Source organism: Streptomyces sp. LUP30, assembly GCF_001746365.1.
GTDB lineage: Bacteria > Actinomycetota > Actinomycetes > Streptomycetales > Streptomycetaceae > Streptomyces.
On the sequence record NZ_MJAJ01000003.1, the window covers coordinates 236,865 to 255,737 of the forward strand.

Below are 18,873 nucleotides of genomic sequence, written 5' to 3' on the forward strand. Positions count from 1 at the left end.
CCCGACGTCCCGCGGACCCCGTGTCCCGTGTCCCGTGTCCCGTGTCCTGCACCTGACCAGCCCGGACGGGTGTCCCCGGCATCGAAATTCCCGGGTGCCGCCGACCTGTTCTCGGTACGTTGTGCAGGCGTGCGGGCGCACTGTCGGCGCTCCCGTTCCCATCCCACCTCTCCAAGGCACTCATCGTGTTCCTGACCATCAGCACCACCGGCGCTCCCGAACGCCCCGCGACCGACCTCGGCTTCCTGCTGCACAAGCATCCCGAAAAATCGCAGGCGTTCTCCACCTCCTACGGCACGGCCCACGTCCTCTATCCCGAGGCCGACGCCGAGCGCTGCACGGCGGCGCTGCTGCTGGAGGTGGACGCCGTGGCGCTGGTCCGGCGCGGCAAGGGCAAGGGCCGCGGCGGCGCTCCCGACGCGGCCCTCGCCCAGTACGTCAACGACCGCCCCTACGCGGCCTCCTCGCTGCTGGCGGTCGCGTTGAGCGGGGTGTTCTCCAGCGCGATGCGCGGCGTGTGCGCCGCGAGGCCCGAACTCCCCGCGCAGACAAGGCCGTTGCGCGTCGAGATACCCGCACTGCCTGCCCGTGGCGGCCCCGGTCTGGTCCATGCCCTCTTCGAACCGCTCGGCTGGCGGGTGAGCGCCGAACCGGTGGCCCTCGACCCCCGGTTCCCGCAGTGGGGCGACTCGAGGTACGTGAGCCTGACCCTGGAATCGGAGACGCTCACCGTCGCCGAGACCCTGCGCCACCTGTACGTCCTGCTGCCGGTCCTCGACGACGCCAAGCACTACTGGGTGTCGCCCGACGAGGTCGACAAGCTGCTGCGCGCCGGTGCGGGCTGGCTGCCCGACCACCCCGAGCAGAAGCTGATCACCAGCCGTTTCCTGTCCCGCCGCTGGTCGCTGACTCGGCAGGCGATGGAGCGGCTGGAATTGGTCCGTCTCGCCGAGTCCGACGACAGCGACGTCGAGGACATCGACAACGCGGTCGAGGCGGAGGCCGAGACACAGGAGAAGCCGACGCCGCTGGCCGATCAGCGCCGCGAGGCCGTCGTCACCGCGCTGACCCGCGCCGGGGCCGCCCGGGTCCTCGACCTCGGCTGCGGCCAGGGCCAGTTGGTGCAGACACTGCTGCAGAACCCGCGGTTCACCGAGATCGTCGGTGTCGACGTGTCGATGCGCGCCCTCGCCATCGCCTCGCGCCGGCTGAAGCTGGACCGCATGGGGGAGCGGCAGGCCTCCCGTGTCCAGCTCCTGCAGGGCTCGCTGGCGTACACCGACACCCGTCTCAAGGGTTACGACGCGGCCGTGCTCAGCGAGGTGATCGAGCACCTCGACCTGCCCCGGCTGCCCGCGCTGGAGTACGCGGTGTTCGGCTCGGCCCGTCCGCGCACGGTCCTGGTGACCACCCCGAACGTGGAGTACAACGTCCGCTGGGAGAGCCTCCCGGCCGGCCACCGCCGGCACGGCGACCACCGTTTCGAGTGGACCCGGCAGGAGTTCCGCGCCTGGGCCGCCGCGGTCGCCCGACGGCACGGTTACGACGTCCGGTTCGTGCCCGTCGGCCCGGACGACCCCGAGGTCGGCCCGCCCACCCAGATGGCCGTGTTCGAGATGAACGCGCCCGGCGCGAAGAACAGGACCACCCGACGCGAGAACGCCGGGAACGAAGGCGCCGACGAGGCCGCCGGGAACGAGGGCGCCGGGAACGGCTCCGAGAAGAGCGCGAAGGAGGCGAAGGCGGCATGAGCGACACCCAGGCTTCCGCCACGCCGGGCCGTGTCCTGCCCGTCACCGACCTGTCCCTCGTCGTGCTCGTCGGCGCGTCCGGCTCCGGCAAGTCCACGTTCGCACGTCGCCACTTCAAGCCCACCGAGGTCATCTCCTCCGACTTCTGCCGAGGCCTCGTCTCCGACGACGAGAACGACCAGAGCGCCACCCGGGACGCCTTCGACGTCCTGCACTACATCGCCGGCAAGCGGCTCGCGGCCGGCCGCCGCACGGTGGTCGACGCCACCAGCGTGCAGCCGGACGCCCGCCGCCGGCTGATCGACCTCGCCAAGCAGCACGACGTGCTGCCCATCGCCATCGTCCTGGACGTCCCGGAAGAGGTGTGCGCCGCACGCAACGCGTCGCGCACCGACCGCGCCGACATGCCCCGCCGGGTCATCCAGCGCCACATCCGCGAACTGCGGCGCTCGCTGCGGCACCTGGAACGCGAGGGCTTCCGCAAGGTGCACGTCCTGCGCGGCGCCGAGGCCGTCGAGAACGCCTCCGTCGTCACCGAGAAGCGCTACAACGACCTGACCCACCTCACCGGGCCCTTCGACGTCATCGGCGACATCCACGGCTGCTCCTCCGAACTGGAGTCGCTGCTGGCCAAGTTGGGCTACACGGACGGCGTGCACCCCGAAGGCCGCCAGGCCGTCTTCGTCGGCGACCTGGTGGACCGGGGCCCGGACAGCCCCGGGGTGCTGCGCCGCGTGATGTCGATGGTCGCGTCCGGAGACGCACTGTGCGTGCCCGGCAACCACGAGAACAAGTACGGCCGGTATCTCAAGGGCCGCAACGTCCAGCACACGCACGGGCTCGCCGAGACCATCGAGCAGATGGACGGGGAGAGCGACGAGTTCCGCGCCGAGGTGCGCACGTTCATCGACGGGCTGGTCAGTCACTACGTCCTCGACGGCGGCAGGCTCGTCGTCTGCCACGCCGGCCTGCCGGAGAAGTACCACGGCCGCACCTCCGGCCGGGTCCGCTCGCACGCGCTCTACGGCGAAACCACCGGCGAGACCGACGAGTTCGGCCTGCCCGTGCGCTACCCGTGGGCGGAGGACTACCGGGGGCGCGCGGCGGTCGTCTACGGCCACACGCCCGTTCCGGAGGCGACCTGGCTGAACAACACGATCTGCCTGGACACCGGCGCCGTCTTCGGCGGCAAGCTCACCGCGCTGCGCTGGCCGGAACGCGAGCTGGTCGACGTACCGGCGGAGCAGGTCTGGTACGAGCCGGCGAGACCGCTGCGCTCGGAGGCGCCCGGCGGACACGACGGCCGTCCGCTGGACCTGGCGGACGTCCATGGCCGACGCATCGTAGAAACCCGTTACGAAGGCCACAACCGTGTCTCCATCCGTGAGGAGAACGCGGCGGCGGCCCTGGAGGTGATGAGCCGCTTCGCGGTCGACCCGCGCCTGCTGCCGTATCTCCCGCCGACGATGGCCCCCACGGCCACCAGCCATGTGGACGGCTACCTGGAGCACCCGGCGGAGGCGTTCGCGCAGTACGCCCGCGACGGCGTCGCACGGGTCGTGTGCGAGGAGAAGCACATGGGATCCCGGGCGGTGGTCCTGGTCTGCCGCGACGCGGAGACAGCACGTAAGCGTTTCGGCGCCGGGGGCGCCTCCCGCCCGGGCGCGACCGGGAGCGGGGGAGGCCCCACCGGCTCCCTGTACACCCGTACCGGTCGCCCGTTCTTCGACGACGAGACGGTGACGGAGGAGATCCTCGGGCGGGTGCGCACGGCGGTGGAGGAGGCCGGCCTGTGGTCGGAACTGGACACCGACTGGCTGCTGCTGGACGCGGAGCTGATGCCGTGGTCGCTGAAGGCGTCGGGCCTGCTGCGCTCCCAGTACGCGGCCGTGGGGGCCGCGTCCGGCGCCGTCCTCCCGAGCGCGGTGGCCGCCCTGGAGTCCGCCGCGGCCAGAGGTGTGGACGTCGCCGGCCTGCTCGCACGCCAGCGTGAACGCGCCTCGGACGCGGCCGCGTTCACCGAGGCGTACCGCCGCTACTGCTGGACGACCGACGGCCTGGACGGCGTACGGCTGGCCCCGTTCCAGATCCTCGCCGTCCAGGGCCGCAGCCTCGCGGCGCTGCCGCACGACGAGCAGCTGGCGCTCCTCGACCGGTTGGTGGAACACGACAACACGGGCCTGCTCCAGACCACCCGGCGGCTGTATGTCGACACGGGCGACGCCGAGTCGGTGCGATCCGGTGTCGACTGGTGGCTGGAGATGACCGGCCGGGGCGGCGAGGGCATGGTCGTCAAGCCGCTGGGCGCCCTGGTCCGCGGCGAGGGCGGACGCCTGGTCCAGCCCGGCGTCAAGTGCCGGGGTCGCGAGTACCTGCGGATCATCTACGGCCCCGAGTACACCCGCCCTGACAACCTGGCCCGGCTGCGTGGCCGTTTCCTGAACCACAAGCGGTCGCTGGCGATCCGCGAGTACGCCCTCGGCCTGGAGGCCCTGGCCCGTCTGGCGGAGGGCGAGCCACTGTGGCGCGTCCACGAGGCGGTGTTCGGCGTGCTGGCTCTGGAGTCGGAGCCGGTGGACCCGCGGCTGTGAGCCCCGGCCCGGTCCGTGCCGTCGGCGCGGACCGGGCCTCGCGTGTCCTCACCCCACCAGCCGCAACCGCTCCTCGCACACCCCGACACGGACCCGCTGACCCCACGTCAGCTCCACCGCGTCGGTCTCGATGCCGTCGCCGAAGGCGATGAGCCGCTCCGACTCGACGGTGAGGGTCAGCCGGTGGCCGGCCGCCAGTTCGCCCGCCACCAGCGAGGTGCCGGTGGCCGGGGACGGCCACGCCTCCCGCACGAACCACACCAGCCGCTGCTCCGTCGGGGCCGGCAGGCGCAGGTCGCCGTCCGTCCGGCCGCCGCCCCGCTCCTGCCACACCGACCGGATCCAGCCGGTCGCCCCCGTGCCCGTGCCCACCAGCACCCCGGAGGAGGCCTGGGCCTCGACGGCACCCCCGTCGTCGTCGAGGCCCAGGCGGTAGCGGGCGGTCTGGTGGCCGGCGGCGCCGAGATAGATCTCGTTGAGGGCCAGCAGCCGCTGGGTGTCGTCGGCCACGGCCTCCACCATGGTCAGCTCGGTCGTTCCGGTGCCGGCCGCGAGCGCGCCGGGCAGAAGCGTCGGCGCGTCCGCCGGGCGATGGCGGACCAGGACGCCCGCATTGCGGCCCGGGTCCGCGTCGATGCCCACCACGGGCTGCCCGGACAGGTACTTGGCGACGTTCGCCACCAACCCGTCCTGGCCGACGACCACCACCACGTCCTCCGGCGCGAACAGAAAACGGTCCAGATCGGCGCGCTCCACCCGGCTCTGACGCCAGGTCAGCGGTATCGCCGCCGTCACCTCCGCCAGCGCGCGCCGCATGCGGCGGTGGCGCTCGGCGACCTCCTCGATGTCCCGGCCCCGCGAGGAGAGGAAGAAGGCGGCCTGGCCGTGCGTGCCGTGCCGGGCCACCAACTCCTCGTACTCCGTGGTGCGGTGGACCAGCACGGCCCGCGGGGCGAGACTCATTCCCGTTCTCCGGCCCCGAGCCTCGACAGCAGGCCGGTCAGGACGTCCGGCGAGATCGTCACGCTGTCGATGTGCGGCAGGTTCTCCGCGAGCCGTGTCCCGGTGAGCGCGTGCAGGGTCGCCACGTCGACGTCCCCGTGCACCCGCAGCCAGGCCGCCTGTGCCTCGGCCCGCGCCTCGCCGACCTCGCGCGCCGCCTCCGCCTCGGCCCGGGCGAGCCGGACCGTGCGCGTCGCCTCCGCCTGGCTCAGCCGCTCGGTGCGCTGGGCCTCGGCGTCCGCCAGGCGCACCTGCCTGTCGGCCTCCGCCTCGGCGAGCTTCACCGACCGCGCGGCCTCCGCCTCCGCCAGCCGCACGGACCGCGTCGCCTCCGCCTCCGCCCGCACCTTGTCCGCGGCCGCGTTCTCCTCCGCCTCGCGGCGGGTGTTCGTACCCCGCTGCTCGACCAACTGCTCCTCACGGCGGGCCAGTTCGATCTGGCTGGCGAGTTCGTTCTCGGCGATCGTCCGCTCCCGCTCGACGGCCACCGCCCGCCGCTCGTAGGTGGCCCGGTCGGCCTCCTGCTGGATCTGCTCGCGCGCCGGGGTCCGCAGCGCCCGCTCCACCTCGGGTTCCGGACGCAGCGCGACGACCCGGACGGCGACGATCTCGATGCCGGTGGCCGGCAGACGCGGTTCCGCCGCCAGCCCCGCCGCCACCCGCTCCCGCACCGCCGTCACGCCGTCCACCAGCGCCGACGACAGCGGGGTGCGCGCGAGGACGTCCAGCGCGTGCTGCTGAGCCGTCTCCGTGAGCAGGGTGCCGAGCTGCTCCAGGGGCGCGCCGCGCCAGATCCCGGTGTCCGGGTCGATGGAGAAGTCGAGGCGGGCCGCGGCGACGGCCGGGTCGCTGACCCGGTAGGTCACCGTCGCCTGCACCGTCACATCCTGGAAGTCGACCGTGCGGGCGTGGAAGGTCATCGCCAACTCCCGGTCGTCAACCGGCACTTCGGAGAGGGCGGCGCTCAGTGAGCGGAACCAGAAGCTGAGCCCCGGACCGTCGTGCGCCAGCTTGCCGGAGCGGTGGTGGCGCACATGGGCCGTCGGAGCACCGCGCAGATGGCGCCAGCCCAGGCGCCGGGTGATGTCGGCCATGAAAGGCCCCCCTCGTTCCTTTTCTCGTCACTGCGACGATAAGAAAACGATATCCGCGCCTCCTCTTCTCGTCAAGGGGACGAGAACGGGTGACAGATTCAGGGCGGGACGAGGTGGGACAAGCTCGTGCGGAAACGGTCCAAGAAGGCCGAGTGGGGGGTGAAGACGGTCCACTGTGGTCAGGATGGAGGCATGGGATTCCACGTCGACTCCGAGGCCGGGCGGCTGCGCCGCGTCATCCTGCACCGGCCTGATCTCGAGCTCAAAAGGCTCACCCCCAGCAACAAGGACGCCCTCCTCTTCGACGACGTGCTCTGGGTGCGCCGGGCGCGCGCCGAGCACGACGGGTTCGCCGACGTGCTGCGCGACCGCGGTGTCGCCGTCCATCTCTTCGGTGACCTGCTCACCGAGGCCCTGGAGATCCCGCAGGCCCGAGCGCTCGTCCTGGACCGCGTCTTCGACGAGAAGGAGTACGGGGTGCTCGCCACCGACCACCTCCGCTCCGCCTTCGAGACCCTCCCCGCCCCGGAACTGGCCGAGGCCCTGGTCGGCGGCATGACCAAGCGGGAGTTTCTGCAAGCGCATCCCGAACCCACCTCCGTGCGCTTCCACGTCATGGAACTCGACGACTTCCTCCTCGACCCGCTCCCCAACCACCTCTTCACCCGGGACACCTCCGCCTGGATCTATGACGGCGTCGCCATCAACGCCATGCGCTGGCCGGCCAGGCAGCGCGAGACGGTCCACTTCGAGGCGATCTACCGGCACCATCCGCTCTTCCGCGCCGAGACGTTCCGCGTCTGGTCCGAGGGGCAGGCCGACTATCCGTCCACCATCGAGGGCGGCGACGTCCTCGTCATCGGCAACGGCGCCGTGCTGATCGGCATGAGCGAGCGCACCACCCCGCAGGCCGTCGAGATGCTCGCCCACAAGCTGTTCGCCGCGGGCTCGGCCCAGACCATCGTGGCGCTCGACATGCCCAAGCGGCGGGCGTTCATGCACCTCGACACCGTGATGACGATGGTCGACGCCGACGTCTTCACCCAGTACGCCGGGCTCGGCATGCTCCGGTCGTACACCATCGAGCCCGGCGCCGGCGAGAAGGAGCTGAAGGTCACCGACCATCCGCCGGAGCACATGCACCGCGCGATCGCCGCGGCCCTCGGGCTCAGTGAGATCCGCGTGCTCACCGCAACCCAGGACGTCCACGCGGCCGAGCGTGAGCAGTGGGACGACGGCTGCAACGTCCTCGCCGTCGAACCGGGTGTCGTCGTCGCCTATGAACGCAACGTCACCACCAACACGCATCTGCGCAAGCAGGGCGTCGAAGTGATCGAGATCCCGGGCAGCGAGCTGGGCCGGGGCAGGGGCGGTCCGCGCTGCATGAGCTGCCCGGTCGAACGGAGCGCCGTATAGGCGCACATGTGGCTGTATAAAAATGCTGAGCTTCGTATAGACTTCCGAGGTCTGTCATTGCAGCAACCGTTCACGGCAGTTTTCACCGCATCTCTGGAGCGACCCCATGGCGACAGTCCCGACCGCCCTCGCCGGCCGCCACTTTGTCAAGGAGCTGGACTTCACCGGGGAGGAGTTCCGCGGTCTGATCGCCCTGGCCGCCGAACTGAAGGCCGACAAGAAGGCCGGGACCGAGAACCGGCGCCTGCAGGGCAGGAACATCGCGCTGATCTTCGAGAAGACCTCGACGCGCACCCGCTGCGCGTTCGAGGTCGCCGCCGCCGACCAGGGCGCGTCGACCACCTACCTCGACCCCTCCGGCTCGCAGATCGGCCACAAGGAGTCGGTGAAGGACACCGCGCGGGTGCTGGGCCGGATGTACGACGCCATCGAGTACCGCGGCGACAGCCAGGACAAGGTCGAGGAGTTCGCCGCCCACGCGGGCGTCCCCGTCTACAACGGTCTCACCGACGACTGGCACCCCACCCAGATGCTCGCCGACGTGCTCACGATGACCGAGCACAGCGCCAAGCCCCTGACCGAGATCGCCTTCGCCTACCTCGGCGACGCCCGCTTCAACATGGGCAACTCCTACCTGGTCACCGGCGCCCTCCTCGGCATGGACGTGCGGATCGTCGCCCCGAAGAGCTACTGGCCCGCCCAGGAGATCGTCGACCGAGCCCGCGAGCTCGCCGAGGCGAGCGGCGCCCGCGTCACCCTCACCGAGGAACTCGCCGAGGGCGTCCTCGGCGCCGACTTCGTCGCCACCGACGTGTGGGTGTCCATGGGGGAGCCCAAGGACGTCTGGGACGAGCGGATCGCGGCCCTCGGCCCGTACGCGGTGACCATGGACGTCCTGCGCGCCACGGGCAACCCCGACGTCAAGTTCCTGCACTGCCTTCCGGCCTTCCACGACCTCGGCACCGAAGTCGGCCGCGAGATCCACGAGAGCCACGGCCTGGACTGCCTGGAGGTGACGGACGAGGTGTTCGAGTCGGCCCACTCCGTCGTCTTCGACGAGGCGGAGAACCGGCTGCACACGATCAAGGCCGTCCTGGTCGCCACCCTCGCCTGACGCTCCCCGGCAGCACCTCGGCCGCGACTCGGCCGGCCGAGGTCGCACCGGACGGCAGCGCCCCTGCCCGCGGCGAGCCGGTGGAGAACGCGCCTGCCTGCGAGACGGTCGGCAGGACGCCCGCGCGCGCCCGGTCGGCCGCGATCACGCCCGCCCGCGGCGGGCCGGTCGGGATCACACCCGCGTGTGCGAGGCCGGTCGGGATCACACCCGCGTGTGCGATGCCGGTCGGGAGAGCGCCTGTGTGAACCGGGCCGGCCGGACCGCGACCGCCGACGGGACGGCTGCGGGGGCCCGCCTGCCGGGAGAACGCCTGCGGACCGCACGCCTGCCGGCGACCCGCCACGCCGCCCGCGGGGCAGGAGCGTGCCGGGCAGGAACACGCCGCACCGGATCACGCCGGGCCGGGGCCGCGCTGCGGCGGGACCGCGGCCAGCCTGAACCACACCGCCTTGCCCTGCTCGGTGGGCCGGTGTCCGCAGGACGAGCTGAGGGCGCGGATCAGCAGCAGTCCACGCCCGTGCTCCTGCCAGGGGTCGGGCTCCTCGCCGGACGGACGGGTGAGGTCGCCGGGCGCCCCCGGGTCCGGGTCGTGCACCTCGATCTGGCAGCCGGTCGGCCGCAGCTCCACCACCAGCTCTATCGGCGCGTCCCCCGAGGTGTGCTCCACGGCGTTGGCCACCAGCTCGGCGGTGAGCAGCTCCGCGGTGTCGCTGTACGCGACGTGCTTCAGCTCGGCCAACGCCGTACGGACCAGGGCACGGGCCACCGGCACGGCCGCGGCGGAGTGCGGCAGCGCGATCCGCCAGGAGGCGGCTGCGTCGGAGGGGCGTTCGTGCAAGGCGAGTCCGTTCATGGCGCAGGTTCCCGTGATCGACATCAGACGGTCCTGCCTTCGACTTCAGGAATGGTACGGCGGCCTCCGGCAGAAACGCTCGGCGGCGTCGTACGGGACCTCCGGCCCCGTTGCCGGTCGGCTTACCCGGGACAACGCCCGCCCTCGCGCACCTGATCCCGTTGTTACCGCCTTATCGACGACCGGTGACGTGTGTGACGGGGGCATGGCGTGCGGTGACACGGCGATTCTTCCCGTCCGCCCTATCGCGTACTCATGACGGCAGTCACAAGGGAGTGATAACTTCGAGGGACCGTCGAGGAGGCCGCCCTCATGAGTCCCTTCACCGGCTCCGCCGCCCGCACCTCCGACTGGCGCCATCTGCACGTCGAGCTCGCCGACGGCATCGCCGCCGTCACCCTGGCCCGCCCCGAGAAACTCAACGCCCTCACCTTCGGCGCCTACGCCGACCTGCGCGACCTGCTCGCCGAACTGTCCCGGGAACGCTCCGTGCGCGCCCTGGTGCTGGCCGGCGAGGGCCGCGGCTTCTGCTCCGGAGGAGACGTCGACGAGATCATCGGCGCCACCCTCGGCATGGACACCGCCCGGCTCCTCGACTTCAACCGGATGACCGGCCAGGTCGTGCGCGCCGTGCGCGAAGCCCCCTTTCCGGTGATCGCGGCCGTGCACGGCGTGGCCGCCGGCGCCGGCGCCGTCCTCGCCCTGGCCGCCGACTTCCGGGTCGCCGACCCCGGCGCCAGCTTCGCCTTCCTCTTCACCCGCGTCGGGCTCTCCGGCGGCGACATGGGCGCCGCCTACCTCCTGCCCCGCGTCGTCGGCCTCGGCCACGCCACCCGGCTGCTCATGCTCGGCGAACCGGTCCGCGCCCCCGAGGCCGAACGGATCGGCCTGATCAGCCGGCTGACGGAGGAGGGGCGGGCCGACGAGGCCGCACGGGCACTGGCCCGCCGCCTGGCCGACGGGCCCGCACTCGCCTACGCGCAGACGAAGGCCCTCCTCACGGCGGAACTGGACATGCCGCTGGCGGCCGCGGTGGAACTGGACGCCGCCACCCAGGCCCTGCTGATGAACGGCGAGGACTACGCGGAGTTCCACGAGGCGTTCACGCAGAAGCGCCCGCCCGAATGGAGGGGACGGTGACGAGGACGACCGACGTGCCCCTGCGCGTCGCGATCGTCGGCGGCGGCCCCGGCGGACTGTACGCGGCGGCGTTGCTGAAACGCCTCGACCCGGCCCGCGAGGTGACCCTGTGGGAACGCAACGCCCCCGACGACACCTTCGGCTTCGGAGTGGTCCTCTCCGACGAGACCCTGGGCGGCATCGAGCACGCGGACCCGCAGGTCTACACCGCCCTCCGACAGCACTTCGTCCGCTGGGACGACATCGACATCGTGCACCGGGGCGCCCGCCACACCTCCACCGGGCACGGCTTCGCCGCCCTCGGCAGAAAGCGTCTTCTGCAGATACTGCACGAACGGTGCCGCTCCCTCGGCGTCGACCTGCGCTTTCGCACGAAGGCCCCGGACACCGCGTCGCTGTCCGCACGGTACGACCTCGTCATCGCCGCGGACGGCGTGCACAGCACCACCCGTGCGGCGTACGCGCACGTCTTCCGGCCCCGGCTGACCGGCCACCGCTGCCGCTACATCTGGCTCGCCGCCGACTTCGCCCTCGACGCCTTCCGCTTCGAGATCGCCGAGACCGAGCACGGCGTCGTGCAACTGCACGCCTACCCCTACGCGCCCGACGCCTCCACCGTGATCGTGGAGATGCGCGAGGAGGTATGGCGGGCAACCGGTTTCGACGAACTCGACGAGCGGGAATCGGTGGAACGCTGCGCCAAGATCTTCACGGACGCCCTCGGCGGACGCCCCCTCAGATCCAACGACTCCACCTGGACCACGTTCCGCACGGTGGTCAACGAGCGCTGGTCGCACGGCAACATCGTCCTGCTGGGCGACGCCGCCCACACCGCCCACTTCTCCATCGGCTCCGGCACCAAGCTCGCCGTCGAGGACGCGCTGGCGCTGGCGGCCTGTCTGGACGAACACCCCGACCCGAGCACCGCGACGACCGCCTACGAGACGGAACGCAGGCCCGTCGTCGCCTCCACCCAGCGCGCCGCCAGGGCCAGCCTGGAATGGTTCGAGAACGTCGGCCTCCACCTCGACCAGCCGCCCCGCGGATTCGCCTTCGACCTCCTCACCCGCAGCCGCCGGGTCACCCACGACAACCTGCGCCTGCGCGACTCCCGCTTCACCGACGCCGTGGAACGGGAGTTCGGCTGTCCACCGGGCACCCCGCCCATGTTCACCCCGTTCCGGCTGCGCGGCCTCACCCTGCGCAACCGGGTCGTCGTCTCGCCCATGGACATGTACTCGGCGGTGGACGGCGTCCCCGGCGACTTCCACCTCGTCCACCTCGGCGCCCGCGCCCTCGGCGGGGCGGGACTGGTGATGACCGAGATGGTGTGCGTCTCCCCGCAGGGACGCATCACGCCCGGCTGCACCGGCCTCTACACCGCCCGACAGGCCGACGCCTGGCGACGGATCACCGACTTCGTCCACGAACGGGCGCCGGGGACGGCCGTCGGCGTCCAGCTCGGCCACTCCGGCCGCAAGGGTTCGACGAAGCTGATGTGGCAGGGCATGGACGAGCCGCTGCCCGACGGCGGCTGGCCGCTCGTCGCCGCCTCCCCCCTGCCGTACACACCGCACAGCCAGACGCCCCGAGAACTCACCCGAGCCCAACTCACCGACCTGCGTGAGCAGTTCGCGTCCGCCACCCGGCGGGCCGCACGCTCCGGCTTCGACCTGCTCGAACTGCACTGCGCACACGGGTACTTGCTGTCCGGCTTCCTCTCCCCGCTCACCAACCGCCGCACCGACGCCTACGGCGGCTCGCTCGCCGCACGGCTGCGCTTCCCGCTGGAGGTCTTCGACGCGGTCCGCGAGGCATGGCCGGCGGAACGGCCGATGACCGTCCGTGTCTCCGCCACCGACTGGGCGCCGGGCGGGACGTCGGCCGACGACGCCGTCGAGATCGCCCGGGCCTTCGCCGCCCACGGCGTCGACGCCGTCGACGTGTCCACCGGGCAGGTGGTGTCCGACGAGCGCGTCGAGTACGGACGCTCCTACCAGACGCCGTTCGCCGACCGTATCCGGCACGAGGTGGGCGTCCCGGTGATCGCGGTCGGCGCGATCTCCTCCTGGGACGACGTCAACTCCCTCGTCCTCGCCCGCCGTACGGACCTCTGCGCCCTCGGCCGCCCCCATCTGTACGACCCCAACTGGACCCTGCACGCGGCCGCCGAACAGGGCTACACCGGACCGGGCGCTCCCTGGCCGGCCCCGTACCGGGCGGGCAGCCGTCCCCCGCGGACCGGACGCACGGATGTACCCAAACCCCGTCTGCGACCCAAGAACTGACGATCACTCGGAACCGGCACGACACTCGGAACCGGCAGGAGCGGACGCCGGGGTGGGTTCACACTCCGGCGAACTCTGCTCCCGCGTCCCGCAGCCGTTCGTGCAGCCCCTGGAAGACGGCCGCCGAACGGGTCCCGGGCCAGTCGTGCGGCAGCAGCCGTGCAGGCAGGCCCGGGTCCACGTACGGCAGGTGGCGCCACGCGTCCAGGGCGAGAAGATAGTCGCGGTAGGCCTCCTCCGGCGGGGTGTCCGACCGTGTCCGCCAGGCATCCAGCACCCGCGCATGCCGGCCGAGGAAGGCCTCGTGCTCCTTGGCGATCGCCGCCAGGTCCCACCAGCGGCCGACCGCCTCCAGGGTCGGCGCGAAACCGAGATGCTCGCCCCGGAAGAGGTCGACGTACGCGTCCAGACGCAGCCGCTGGAGCGTGTGCCGCGTCTCCTCGTGCAGCCGCGCCGGGGCGATCCACACCCCGGGGGCGGCCGTGCCGAAGCCCAGTCCCGCCAACCGCGACCGCAGCACGTGCCGCTTCTGCCGCTCCGACTCCGGCACGGAGAACACCGCCAGCACCCAGCCCTCGTCGGCGGGAGGCGCGGTGGCGTAGATGCGCCGGTCGCCGTCGTCGAGCAGCTGCCGCGCCTCGTCCGAGAGCTCGTAGCCGGCCGCGCCCTGCGCCGTACGGGCCGGCAGCAGCAGACCGCGCCGTTTCAGCCTGGACACCGAAGAGCGCACGGAGGGCGCGTCGACGCCGACCGCGGCGAGCAGCCGGATCAGCTCGGCGACGGGCACCGGACCCGAGGCGAAGCGTCCGTACGCGCCGTAGAGCGTGACGATGAGAGACCGAGGTGCGGGCTGGTCGGACACGTTGATCATCTTAAGGTCTTCGGCATCACTGCTGGTCACCATTGGTGCAACCGCTTGCGCGCAATCGGAATCTCTGCAGTTTTCCGGTGGCGGTGCGCGGCAGCGCGTCCAGCAGGACGATCTCGCGCGGACACTTGTACGGTGCCAGCTCCTCCTTCAGGAACGCGCGCAGCGCCTCCGTGTCGCGCCGGGCGCCCTCGCGGAGCACGGCGAACGCGACGACCACCTGGCCGCGCCGTTCGTCGGGCCGCCCCACCACCGCCGTCTCGACCACGTCGGGGTGACGCAGCAGCGCCTCCTCCACCTCGGGCCCCGCGATGTTGTACCCGGCCGAGATGATCATGTCGTCGGCACGGGCGACGTACCGGAAATAGCCGTCGGCCTCGCGCACGTAGGTGTCTCCCGTGACGTTCCAGCCGTCGCGCACGTACTGCTGCTGCCGCGGGTCGGCGAGATAGCGGCAGCCGACCGGGCCGCGCACGGCGAGCAGTCCGGGCTCGCCGTCGGGCACGGGCGCGCCGTCGGCGTCCTGCACACGGGCCCGCCACCCCGGCACCGGGACGCCGGTCCTGCCGGGCCGGACGTCGTCGTCGGCGGCGGAGACGAAGATGTGCAGCAACTCGGTGGCGCCGATGCCGTTGATCAGCCGCAGCCCGGTCCGCTCGTGCCAGGCCCGCCAGGTCGCGGCGGGCAGGTTCTCGCCCGCCGAGACACAGCGCCTCAGCGACGACAGGTCGTGCCCGTCGAGCTCCTCGAGCATCGCGCGGTAGGCGGTGGGGGCGGTGAACAGCACGCTCACCCCGTGTTCCGCGATCGCCGGCAACAGTTGCCGGGGCCCGGCCTGTTCGAGCAGCAGCGCGCTCGCGCCGGCCCGCATCGGAAAGACGACGAGCCCGCCCAGACCGAAGGTGAAGCCGAGCGGCGGGCTGCCGGCGAAGACATCGTCGGGAAGCGGTTTCAGCACATGTTGCGAGAAGGTGTCCGCGATCGCCAGCACATCCCGGTGGAAGTGCAGACAGCCCTTCGGGCGACCCGTGGTGCCGGAGGTGAACGCGATCAGCGCAACGTCGTCGCAAGCGGTTTCGACGGCTCGGTACGGCTCGACCGACGCAGGCCGGTTCAGCAGATCCCCGGCGGAGTCCCCGCCGTACGCCGTGATCCGCAGTCCGGGTATCTCCGCCTTGACGAGATCGTCCATGGCCCTGACATCGCAGAGCGCGTGCTCCACCCGCGCGATCTCGCACAGGGTGCGCAGCTCGTGCGGCCGTTGCTGAGCCAGCACGGTCACCGCGATCGCCCCCGCCTTCAGCACCGCCAGCCAGCAGGCCGCCAGCCAGGGCGTGGTGGGCCCGCGCAGCAGTACGCGGTTTCCCGGAATCACCCCGAGGTCGCCGCTGAGCAGGTGCGCGATCCGGTCGACGCGGGCGCGCAGCTCCCCGTACGTCCAAAAGGGTCCCGAAGGGGTGCGGAACGCCACCCGGTCCGGCGCCGTGTGGGCGAGCAGTTCGGCGGCGCAGTTCAACCGGTCGGGATAGTCCAGCTCGGGCAGATCGAAGCGCAGCTCGGGCCACTGGGCGGGCGGCGGAAGGTGATCGCGCGCGAAGGTGTCGACATGGGCCGAGACGTTCATCGGCGTTCGTCCCCTTGCCTGGATGGACCTCCGCCCGGGCTGCCCGGACGGACTTCGTCGTGAGGGGTCGCGCAAGGAGCGTATCGCGTTGGTGACGGCAGTCAACGGTACGCGATACCGTCGGGGTGAAGCCGTGACCGGCCGTCGGGAAGGGCCGTGACGGCCGGCGCCGAAAGGCCGGGACCGGTCGTGGGGAAAGGTCGTGACTGGTCGGTGCCGAAAGGCCGGGACCGGTCGTGGGAAAGGCGGTGACCAGTCGCAGCGACACGCGGTGGACGGTCGTCGAAGGGCCGTGACCGGTCGTGGGGAAAGGCGGTGGACGGCCGTCGAAGGGCCGTGACCGGTTCGTCGGAGACAGCCGTGACCGGCCGACCGGCGCCGCCGAGGCGCGGTCGGGCAAGGACAGCCGATATGGCAGAGGGGACCGCGATGCCCGCATTCGCGCTCGAACCGGCACAGACCGCATGGTGCGCCGAACTGCGCGCCCTGGCCGCCGACCGGCTGCGCCCCCTGGCCGAGAAGGGTGAGCCGGGCCGCGTCAACCGCCCGCTCATCGCCGAACTCGGCCGACTCGGCCTGCTGTCCCGGCTGTTCACCTCCGGCGCCGTCGACCTCTGCCTGATGCGCGAGTCCCTCGCCCACGCCTGCACCGAGGCGGAGACCGCGCTCGCGTTGCAGGGACTCGGCGCGTATCCCGTCCACGCCCACGGCACCCCCGCGCAACGGCGGCGCTGGCTGCCCCGAGTCGCCGACGGCACCGCGGTGGCCGCGTTCGCCCTGAGTGAGCCGGGCGCGGGCTCGGACGCCGCGGCACTGTCGCTGGCCGCGGAGCGCGACGGGCCGGCCGGCGGAACAGCGGGCGGAGCGGGGCGTGGCGCAGGCGGCAGGACAGGAGCCGAGGCCGGGAGCGCGAGCGGGGTCGGGGGCGGGAGCAGAGCCAGGGTCGGGGCCGGGGTCGGGGCCGGGGCGGGAGCCGGGGCCGGAGGGTGGCGCCTCACCGGCGAGAAATGCTGGATCTCCAATGCCCCAGAAGCCGATTTCTACACGGTTTTCGCCCGGACGACACCGGGAGCCGGAGCCCGTGGCGTAACCGCTTTCCTCGTTCCCGCCGACCGCCCGGGACTCAGCGGCTCCGCCCTCGACATGCTCTCCCCACACCCCATCGGCGCCCTGCGTTTCGACGCCGTCCCCGTCACCGCGGACGACGTCCTCGGCGAGCCGGACCGCGGCTTCCGCGTCGCCATGGGCACTCTCGATCTGTTCCGCGCCAGCGTCGGCGCCTTCGCCGTCGGCATGGCCCGCGCCGCCCTCGACGCCACCCTTTCCCACACCGCCCGACGAGACGCGTTCGGCGGCAAGCTGATGGACCTTCAGGCGGTCGCCCACCAGGTCGCCGAGATGGCCCTGCGCACGGAAGCCGCCCGACTGATGGTCCACGCCGCGGCGACGGCGTACGACGCCGGGGAACCGGACGTCCGCAAACGGGTCGCGATGGCCAAGCTGCTCGCCACCGAGACCGCCCAGTACGTCGTCGACACCGCCGTCCAACTCCACGGCGCACGGGCGCTGCGCCGCGGCCACCTGCTGGAACACCTCTACCGCGAGGTGCGCGCACCCCGCATCTACGAGGGTGCGAGCGAAGTCCAACGGGACATCATCGCGCGGGAGTTGTACGCGGAGCGGACGGAAACAGGCGGGCATTGCGACGAGATGGACCGGCGGTCCGAGTCCGGCGAACAGGTCCTACCAGTCATGGACGTCGATCAGGAGGCCACGTGAGTGCCGAGCGCGTCAACCCGTCCGAGCTCTCCCCGCCCACCGGCTTCTCGCACGCCGTCGTCGCCACCGGCGAGCGCATCGTCTTCCTGGCCGGACAAACCGCGCTCGACGCCGAAGGAAAGATCGTCGGTGAGGGGCTCCCGGAGCAGTTCGAGCAGGCCCTGGGCAATCTCCTCACCGCTCTGCGTCGCTGCGGCGGCGTCCCGGCCGACCTCGCCCGGGTCACCGTCCACGCCACCGACGTCGCCGACTACCGTGGGCACGCGCCACGACTCGGGCGGATCTGGCGCGACCTGGCGGGCCGGGACTATCCGGCCATGGCCGTCGTCGAGGTCGTGCGGCTCTGGGACGAACAGGCGCTCGTCGAGCTCGACGGGATCGCCGTACTGGGCCCGCCGCCGTCCACCCCGCACTGACCCGCGTGAGTGACGGTCCCGTCGGATCAGGCCGCCACCGCCAGGCCCTCCACGGTCACCCGGTGCGGGTCCACGACCCGGCCGTCGGGCAGCAGCTCACCCGAGTCGTCGAAGACGATCGTGCCGTCGCACAGCAGGTTCCACCCCTGCTCGGGGTGGGCGGCGACGACATGCCCCGGGCGGGCGTCGGCGGAGGGCCGGGCGTGGGCGTGGGCAGAAACGCCGGGAAACAGGTGGGAACACATTTCGCACCTCCACGTCGACGGGATCGGCCGTCCGGCCGGCCCGTATGGACAGACCATGCGCCCGGCCGGGAGCCATCGCCAGAGACCGCCCGAAAACGTGACAGCACCAGGACAAGCCCAGGACCGTTCGTCGACGACGGGTGCGGACTCGCCACCGAAGGAGTGACGATCATCGCCCAGGGCCGGTCCGCCCGGTACCAGTGGAGGCCCCCATAACAGGAGGTTCTCCCATGTCGATGCGTCCCGTACTGTCCGCGGCCGCCGGCGCCGCCCTGCTCCTGCTGGCCGCCCCGGCGGTCACCGCCCACGCGGCCCCGACCGAGTCCGTCACCGTCGACCCGGCCGGCCGCATCGCCGCCGACGGCACCGTCACGCTCTCCGGCACCTACCGCTGCGTAGGCAACAGCGGCCCGGTCTTCGTCAGCTCGTCCGTCGGCCAGAGCGCCGACGGAGCCCGGCACGGCATCGGCGGCACTCGCGCGGTGTGCGACGGCGCCGAACACAGCTGGAAGAACACCGGCAAGGCCACCCCGGACGACCTCAAGCCCGGCGCCGCCCACGTCGAGGCCACCCTGATGGAACTCCGCCCCGACAGCGGCCTTCCCCTGCCCCGCTTCCACGCCGTCCAGCAGCAGGACATCACCCTGACCAAGGTCTGACCTCACTCGATCAGGTCTGACCTGGGTCTG

Annotated in this window: 15 protein-coding genes; 9 read left to right on the forward strand and 6 right to left on the reverse strand. The window is 72.1% G+C overall.

Annotated elements, in window-relative coordinates:
- Positions 1-185: 185 nt before the first annotated feature.
- Together BG482_RS04540 and BG482_RS04545 are read left to right on the forward strand one after the other, a co-directional pair.
- Positions 186-1,751: a 3' terminal RNA ribose 2'-O-methyltransferase Hen1 gene (locus BG482_RS04540; protein ID WP_069767635.1), complete on the forward strand. Its 1,566-nt coding sequence runs from the start codon at positions 186-188 to the stop codon at positions 1,749-1,751.
- Positions 1,748-4,342 carry a polynucleotide kinase-phosphatase gene (locus BG482_RS04545; RefSeq protein ID WP_069767531.1) on the forward strand — a complete coding sequence of 865 codons (2,595 nt, stop codon included), beginning with the start codon at positions 1,748-1,750 and terminating at the stop codon, positions 4,340-4,342. The genes BG482_RS04540 and BG482_RS04545 overlap by 4 nt, the downstream gene beginning before the upstream one ends.
- A 48-nt stretch (positions 4,343-4,390) precedes the next feature.
- On the opposite strand, the gene BG482_RS04550 is transcribed toward BG482_RS04545, so the two are convergent.
- On the reverse strand, positions 4,391-5,305 hold the full coding sequence (locus tag BG482_RS04550) for an NAD(+)/NADH kinase (protein ID WP_069767532.1): 915 nt from the start codon (positions 5,303-5,305) through the stop codon (positions 4,391-4,393).
- A complete protein-coding gene (locus BG482_RS04555) occupies positions 5,302-6,438 on the reverse strand; it encodes an SPFH domain-containing protein (RefSeq protein ID WP_069767533.1) in 1,137 nt (378 codons plus the stop codon). Before BG482_RS04555 ends, BG482_RS04550 begins: the two co-directional genes overlap by 4 nt.
- A gap of 192 nt (positions 6,439-6,630) precedes the next feature.
- On the opposite strand from BG482_RS04555, the gene BG482_RS04560 reads away from it, so the two are divergent.
- Positions 6,631-7,854, forward strand: a complete 1,224-nt coding sequence (locus BG482_RS04560) for an arginine deiminase (RefSeq protein ID WP_069767534.1) — start codon at positions 6,631-6,633, stop codon at positions 7,852-7,854.
- A 106-nt stretch (positions 7,855-7,960) separates the two neighbouring features.
- Entirely contained in the window at positions 7,961-8,968 is a 1,008-nt protein-coding gene (gene argF / locus BG482_RS04565) for an ornithine carbamoyltransferase (RefSeq protein WP_069767535.1), read from the forward strand.
- A 394-nt stretch (positions 8,969-9,362) separates the two neighbouring features.
- On the opposite strand, the gene BG482_RS04570 is transcribed toward argF, so the two are convergent.
- A complete protein-coding gene (locus BG482_RS04570) occupies positions 9,363-9,824 on the reverse strand; it encodes an ATP-binding protein (protein ID WP_069767636.1) in 462 nt (153 codons plus the stop codon).
- A 312-nt stretch (positions 9,825-10,136) separates the two neighbouring features.
- Between BG482_RS04570 and BG482_RS04575 the strand changes: the two genes are divergently transcribed.
- Both BG482_RS04575 and BG482_RS04580 read left to right on the forward strand, forming a co-directional pair.
- On the forward strand, positions 10,137-10,964 hold the full coding sequence (locus tag BG482_RS04575) for an enoyl-CoA hydratase family protein (RefSeq protein WP_069767536.1): 828 nt from the start codon (positions 10,137-10,139) through the stop codon (positions 10,962-10,964).
- The gene (locus BG482_RS04580) at positions 10,949-13,252 is read left to right on the forward strand and encodes a bifunctional salicylyl-CoA 5-hydroxylase/oxidoreductase (RefSeq protein ID WP_069767537.1); all 2,304 of its coding nucleotides are present in this window, start codon (positions 10,949-10,951) and stop codon (positions 13,250-13,252) included. Before BG482_RS04575 ends, BG482_RS04580 begins: the two co-directional genes overlap by 16 nt.
- Before the next feature lie 58 nt (positions 13,253-13,310).
- Here BG482_RS04580 and BG482_RS04585 read toward each other — a convergent pair whose 3' ends face one another.
- Both BG482_RS04585 and BG482_RS04590 read right to left on the reverse strand, forming a co-directional pair.
- Positions 13,311-14,123, reverse strand: a complete 813-nt coding sequence (locus BG482_RS04585) for a PaaX family transcriptional regulator C-terminal domain-containing protein (RefSeq protein ID WP_069767538.1) — start codon at positions 14,121-14,123, stop codon at positions 13,311-13,313.
- A gap of 16 nt (positions 14,124-14,139) precedes the next feature.
- A complete protein-coding gene (locus tag BG482_RS04590) occupies positions 14,140-15,744 on the reverse strand; it encodes an AMP-binding protein (protein ID WP_069767539.1) in 1,605 nt (534 codons plus the stop codon).
- A 429-nt stretch (positions 15,745-16,173) separates the two neighbouring features.
- Between BG482_RS04590 and BG482_RS04595 the strand changes: the two genes are divergently transcribed.
- Positions 16,174-17,523 (forward strand): acyl-CoA dehydrogenase family protein, encoded by a 1,350-nt coding sequence (locus BG482_RS04595; RefSeq protein WP_079141590.1) that lies wholly within the window; start codon positions 16,174-16,176, stop codon positions 17,521-17,523.
- Positions 17,520-17,939 carry a RidA family protein gene (locus tag BG482_RS04600; protein ID WP_069767540.1) on the forward strand — a complete coding sequence of 140 codons (420 nt, stop codon included), beginning with the start codon at positions 17,520-17,522 and terminating at the stop codon, positions 17,937-17,939. Before BG482_RS04595 ends, BG482_RS04600 begins: the two co-directional genes overlap by 4 nt.
- Before the next feature lie 26 nt (positions 17,940-17,965).
- Here the strand turns inward: BG482_RS04600 and BG482_RS04605 are convergent, their stop codons facing one another.
- A complete protein-coding gene (locus tag BG482_RS04605; protein ID WP_107450349.1) occupies positions 17,966-18,184 on the reverse strand; it encodes a DUF5999 family protein in 219 nt (72 codons plus the stop codon).
- Positions 18,185-18,414: 230 nt separating this feature from the next.
- Here BG482_RS04605 and BG482_RS04610 point away from each other — a divergent pair, with 230 nt between their 5' ends.
- Positions 18,415-18,843 (forward strand): DUF6299 family protein, encoded by a 429-nt coding sequence (locus tag BG482_RS04610; protein ID WP_069767541.1) that lies wholly within the window; start codon positions 18,415-18,417, stop codon positions 18,841-18,843.
- Positions 18,844-18,873: the final 30 nt, after the last annotated feature.

Coding starts and splice junctions, on each gene's coding strand:
- BG482_RS04595 (WP_079141590.1), top strand. CDS start 16,174: ATGCCCGCATTCGCGCTCGAACCGGCACAGACCGCATGGTGCGCCGAA.
- BG482_RS04610 (WP_069767541.1), top strand. CDS start 18,415: ATGTCGATGCGTCCCGTACTGTCCGCGGCCGCCGGCGCCGCCCTGCTC.
- BG482_RS04605 (WP_107450349.1), bottom strand. CDS start 18,184: ATGTGTTCCCACCTGTTTCCCGGCGTTTCTGCCCACGCCCACGCCCGG.
- BG482_RS04585 (WP_069767538.1), bottom strand. CDS start 14,123: ATGATCAACGTGTCCGACCAGCCCGCACCTCGGTCTCTCATCGTCACG.
- BG482_RS04545 (WP_069767531.1), top strand. CDS start 1,748: ATGAGCGACACCCAGGCTTCCGCCACGCCGGGCCGTGTCCTGCCCGTC.
- BG482_RS04590 (WP_069767539.1), bottom strand. CDS start 15,744: ATGAACGTCTCGGCCCATGTCGACACCTTCGCGCGCGATCACCTTCCG.
- BG482_RS04575 (WP_069767536.1), top strand. CDS start 10,137: ATGAGTCCCTTCACCGGCTCCGCCGCCCGCACCTCCGACTGGCGCCAT.
- BG482_RS04560 (WP_069767534.1), top strand. CDS start 6,631: ATGGGATTCCACGTCGACTCCGAGGCCGGGCGGCTGCGCCGCGTCATC.
- BG482_RS04580 (WP_069767537.1), top strand. CDS start 10,949: ATGGAGGGGACGGTGACGAGGACGACCGACGTGCCCCTGCGCGTCGCG.
- BG482_RS04570 (WP_069767636.1), bottom strand. CDS start 9,824: ATGAACGGACTCGCCTTGCACGAACGCCCCTCCGACGCAGCCGCCTCC.
- BG482_RS04555 (WP_069767533.1), bottom strand. CDS start 6,438: ATGGCCGACATCACCCGGCGCCTGGGCTGGCGCCATCTGCGCGGTGCT.
- argF (WP_069767535.1), top strand. CDS start 7,961: ATGGCGACAGTCCCGACCGCCCTCGCCGGCCGCCACTTTGTCAAGGAG.
- BG482_RS04550 (WP_069767532.1), bottom strand. CDS start 5,305: ATGAGTCTCGCCCCGCGGGCCGTGCTGGTCCACCGCACCACGGAGTAC.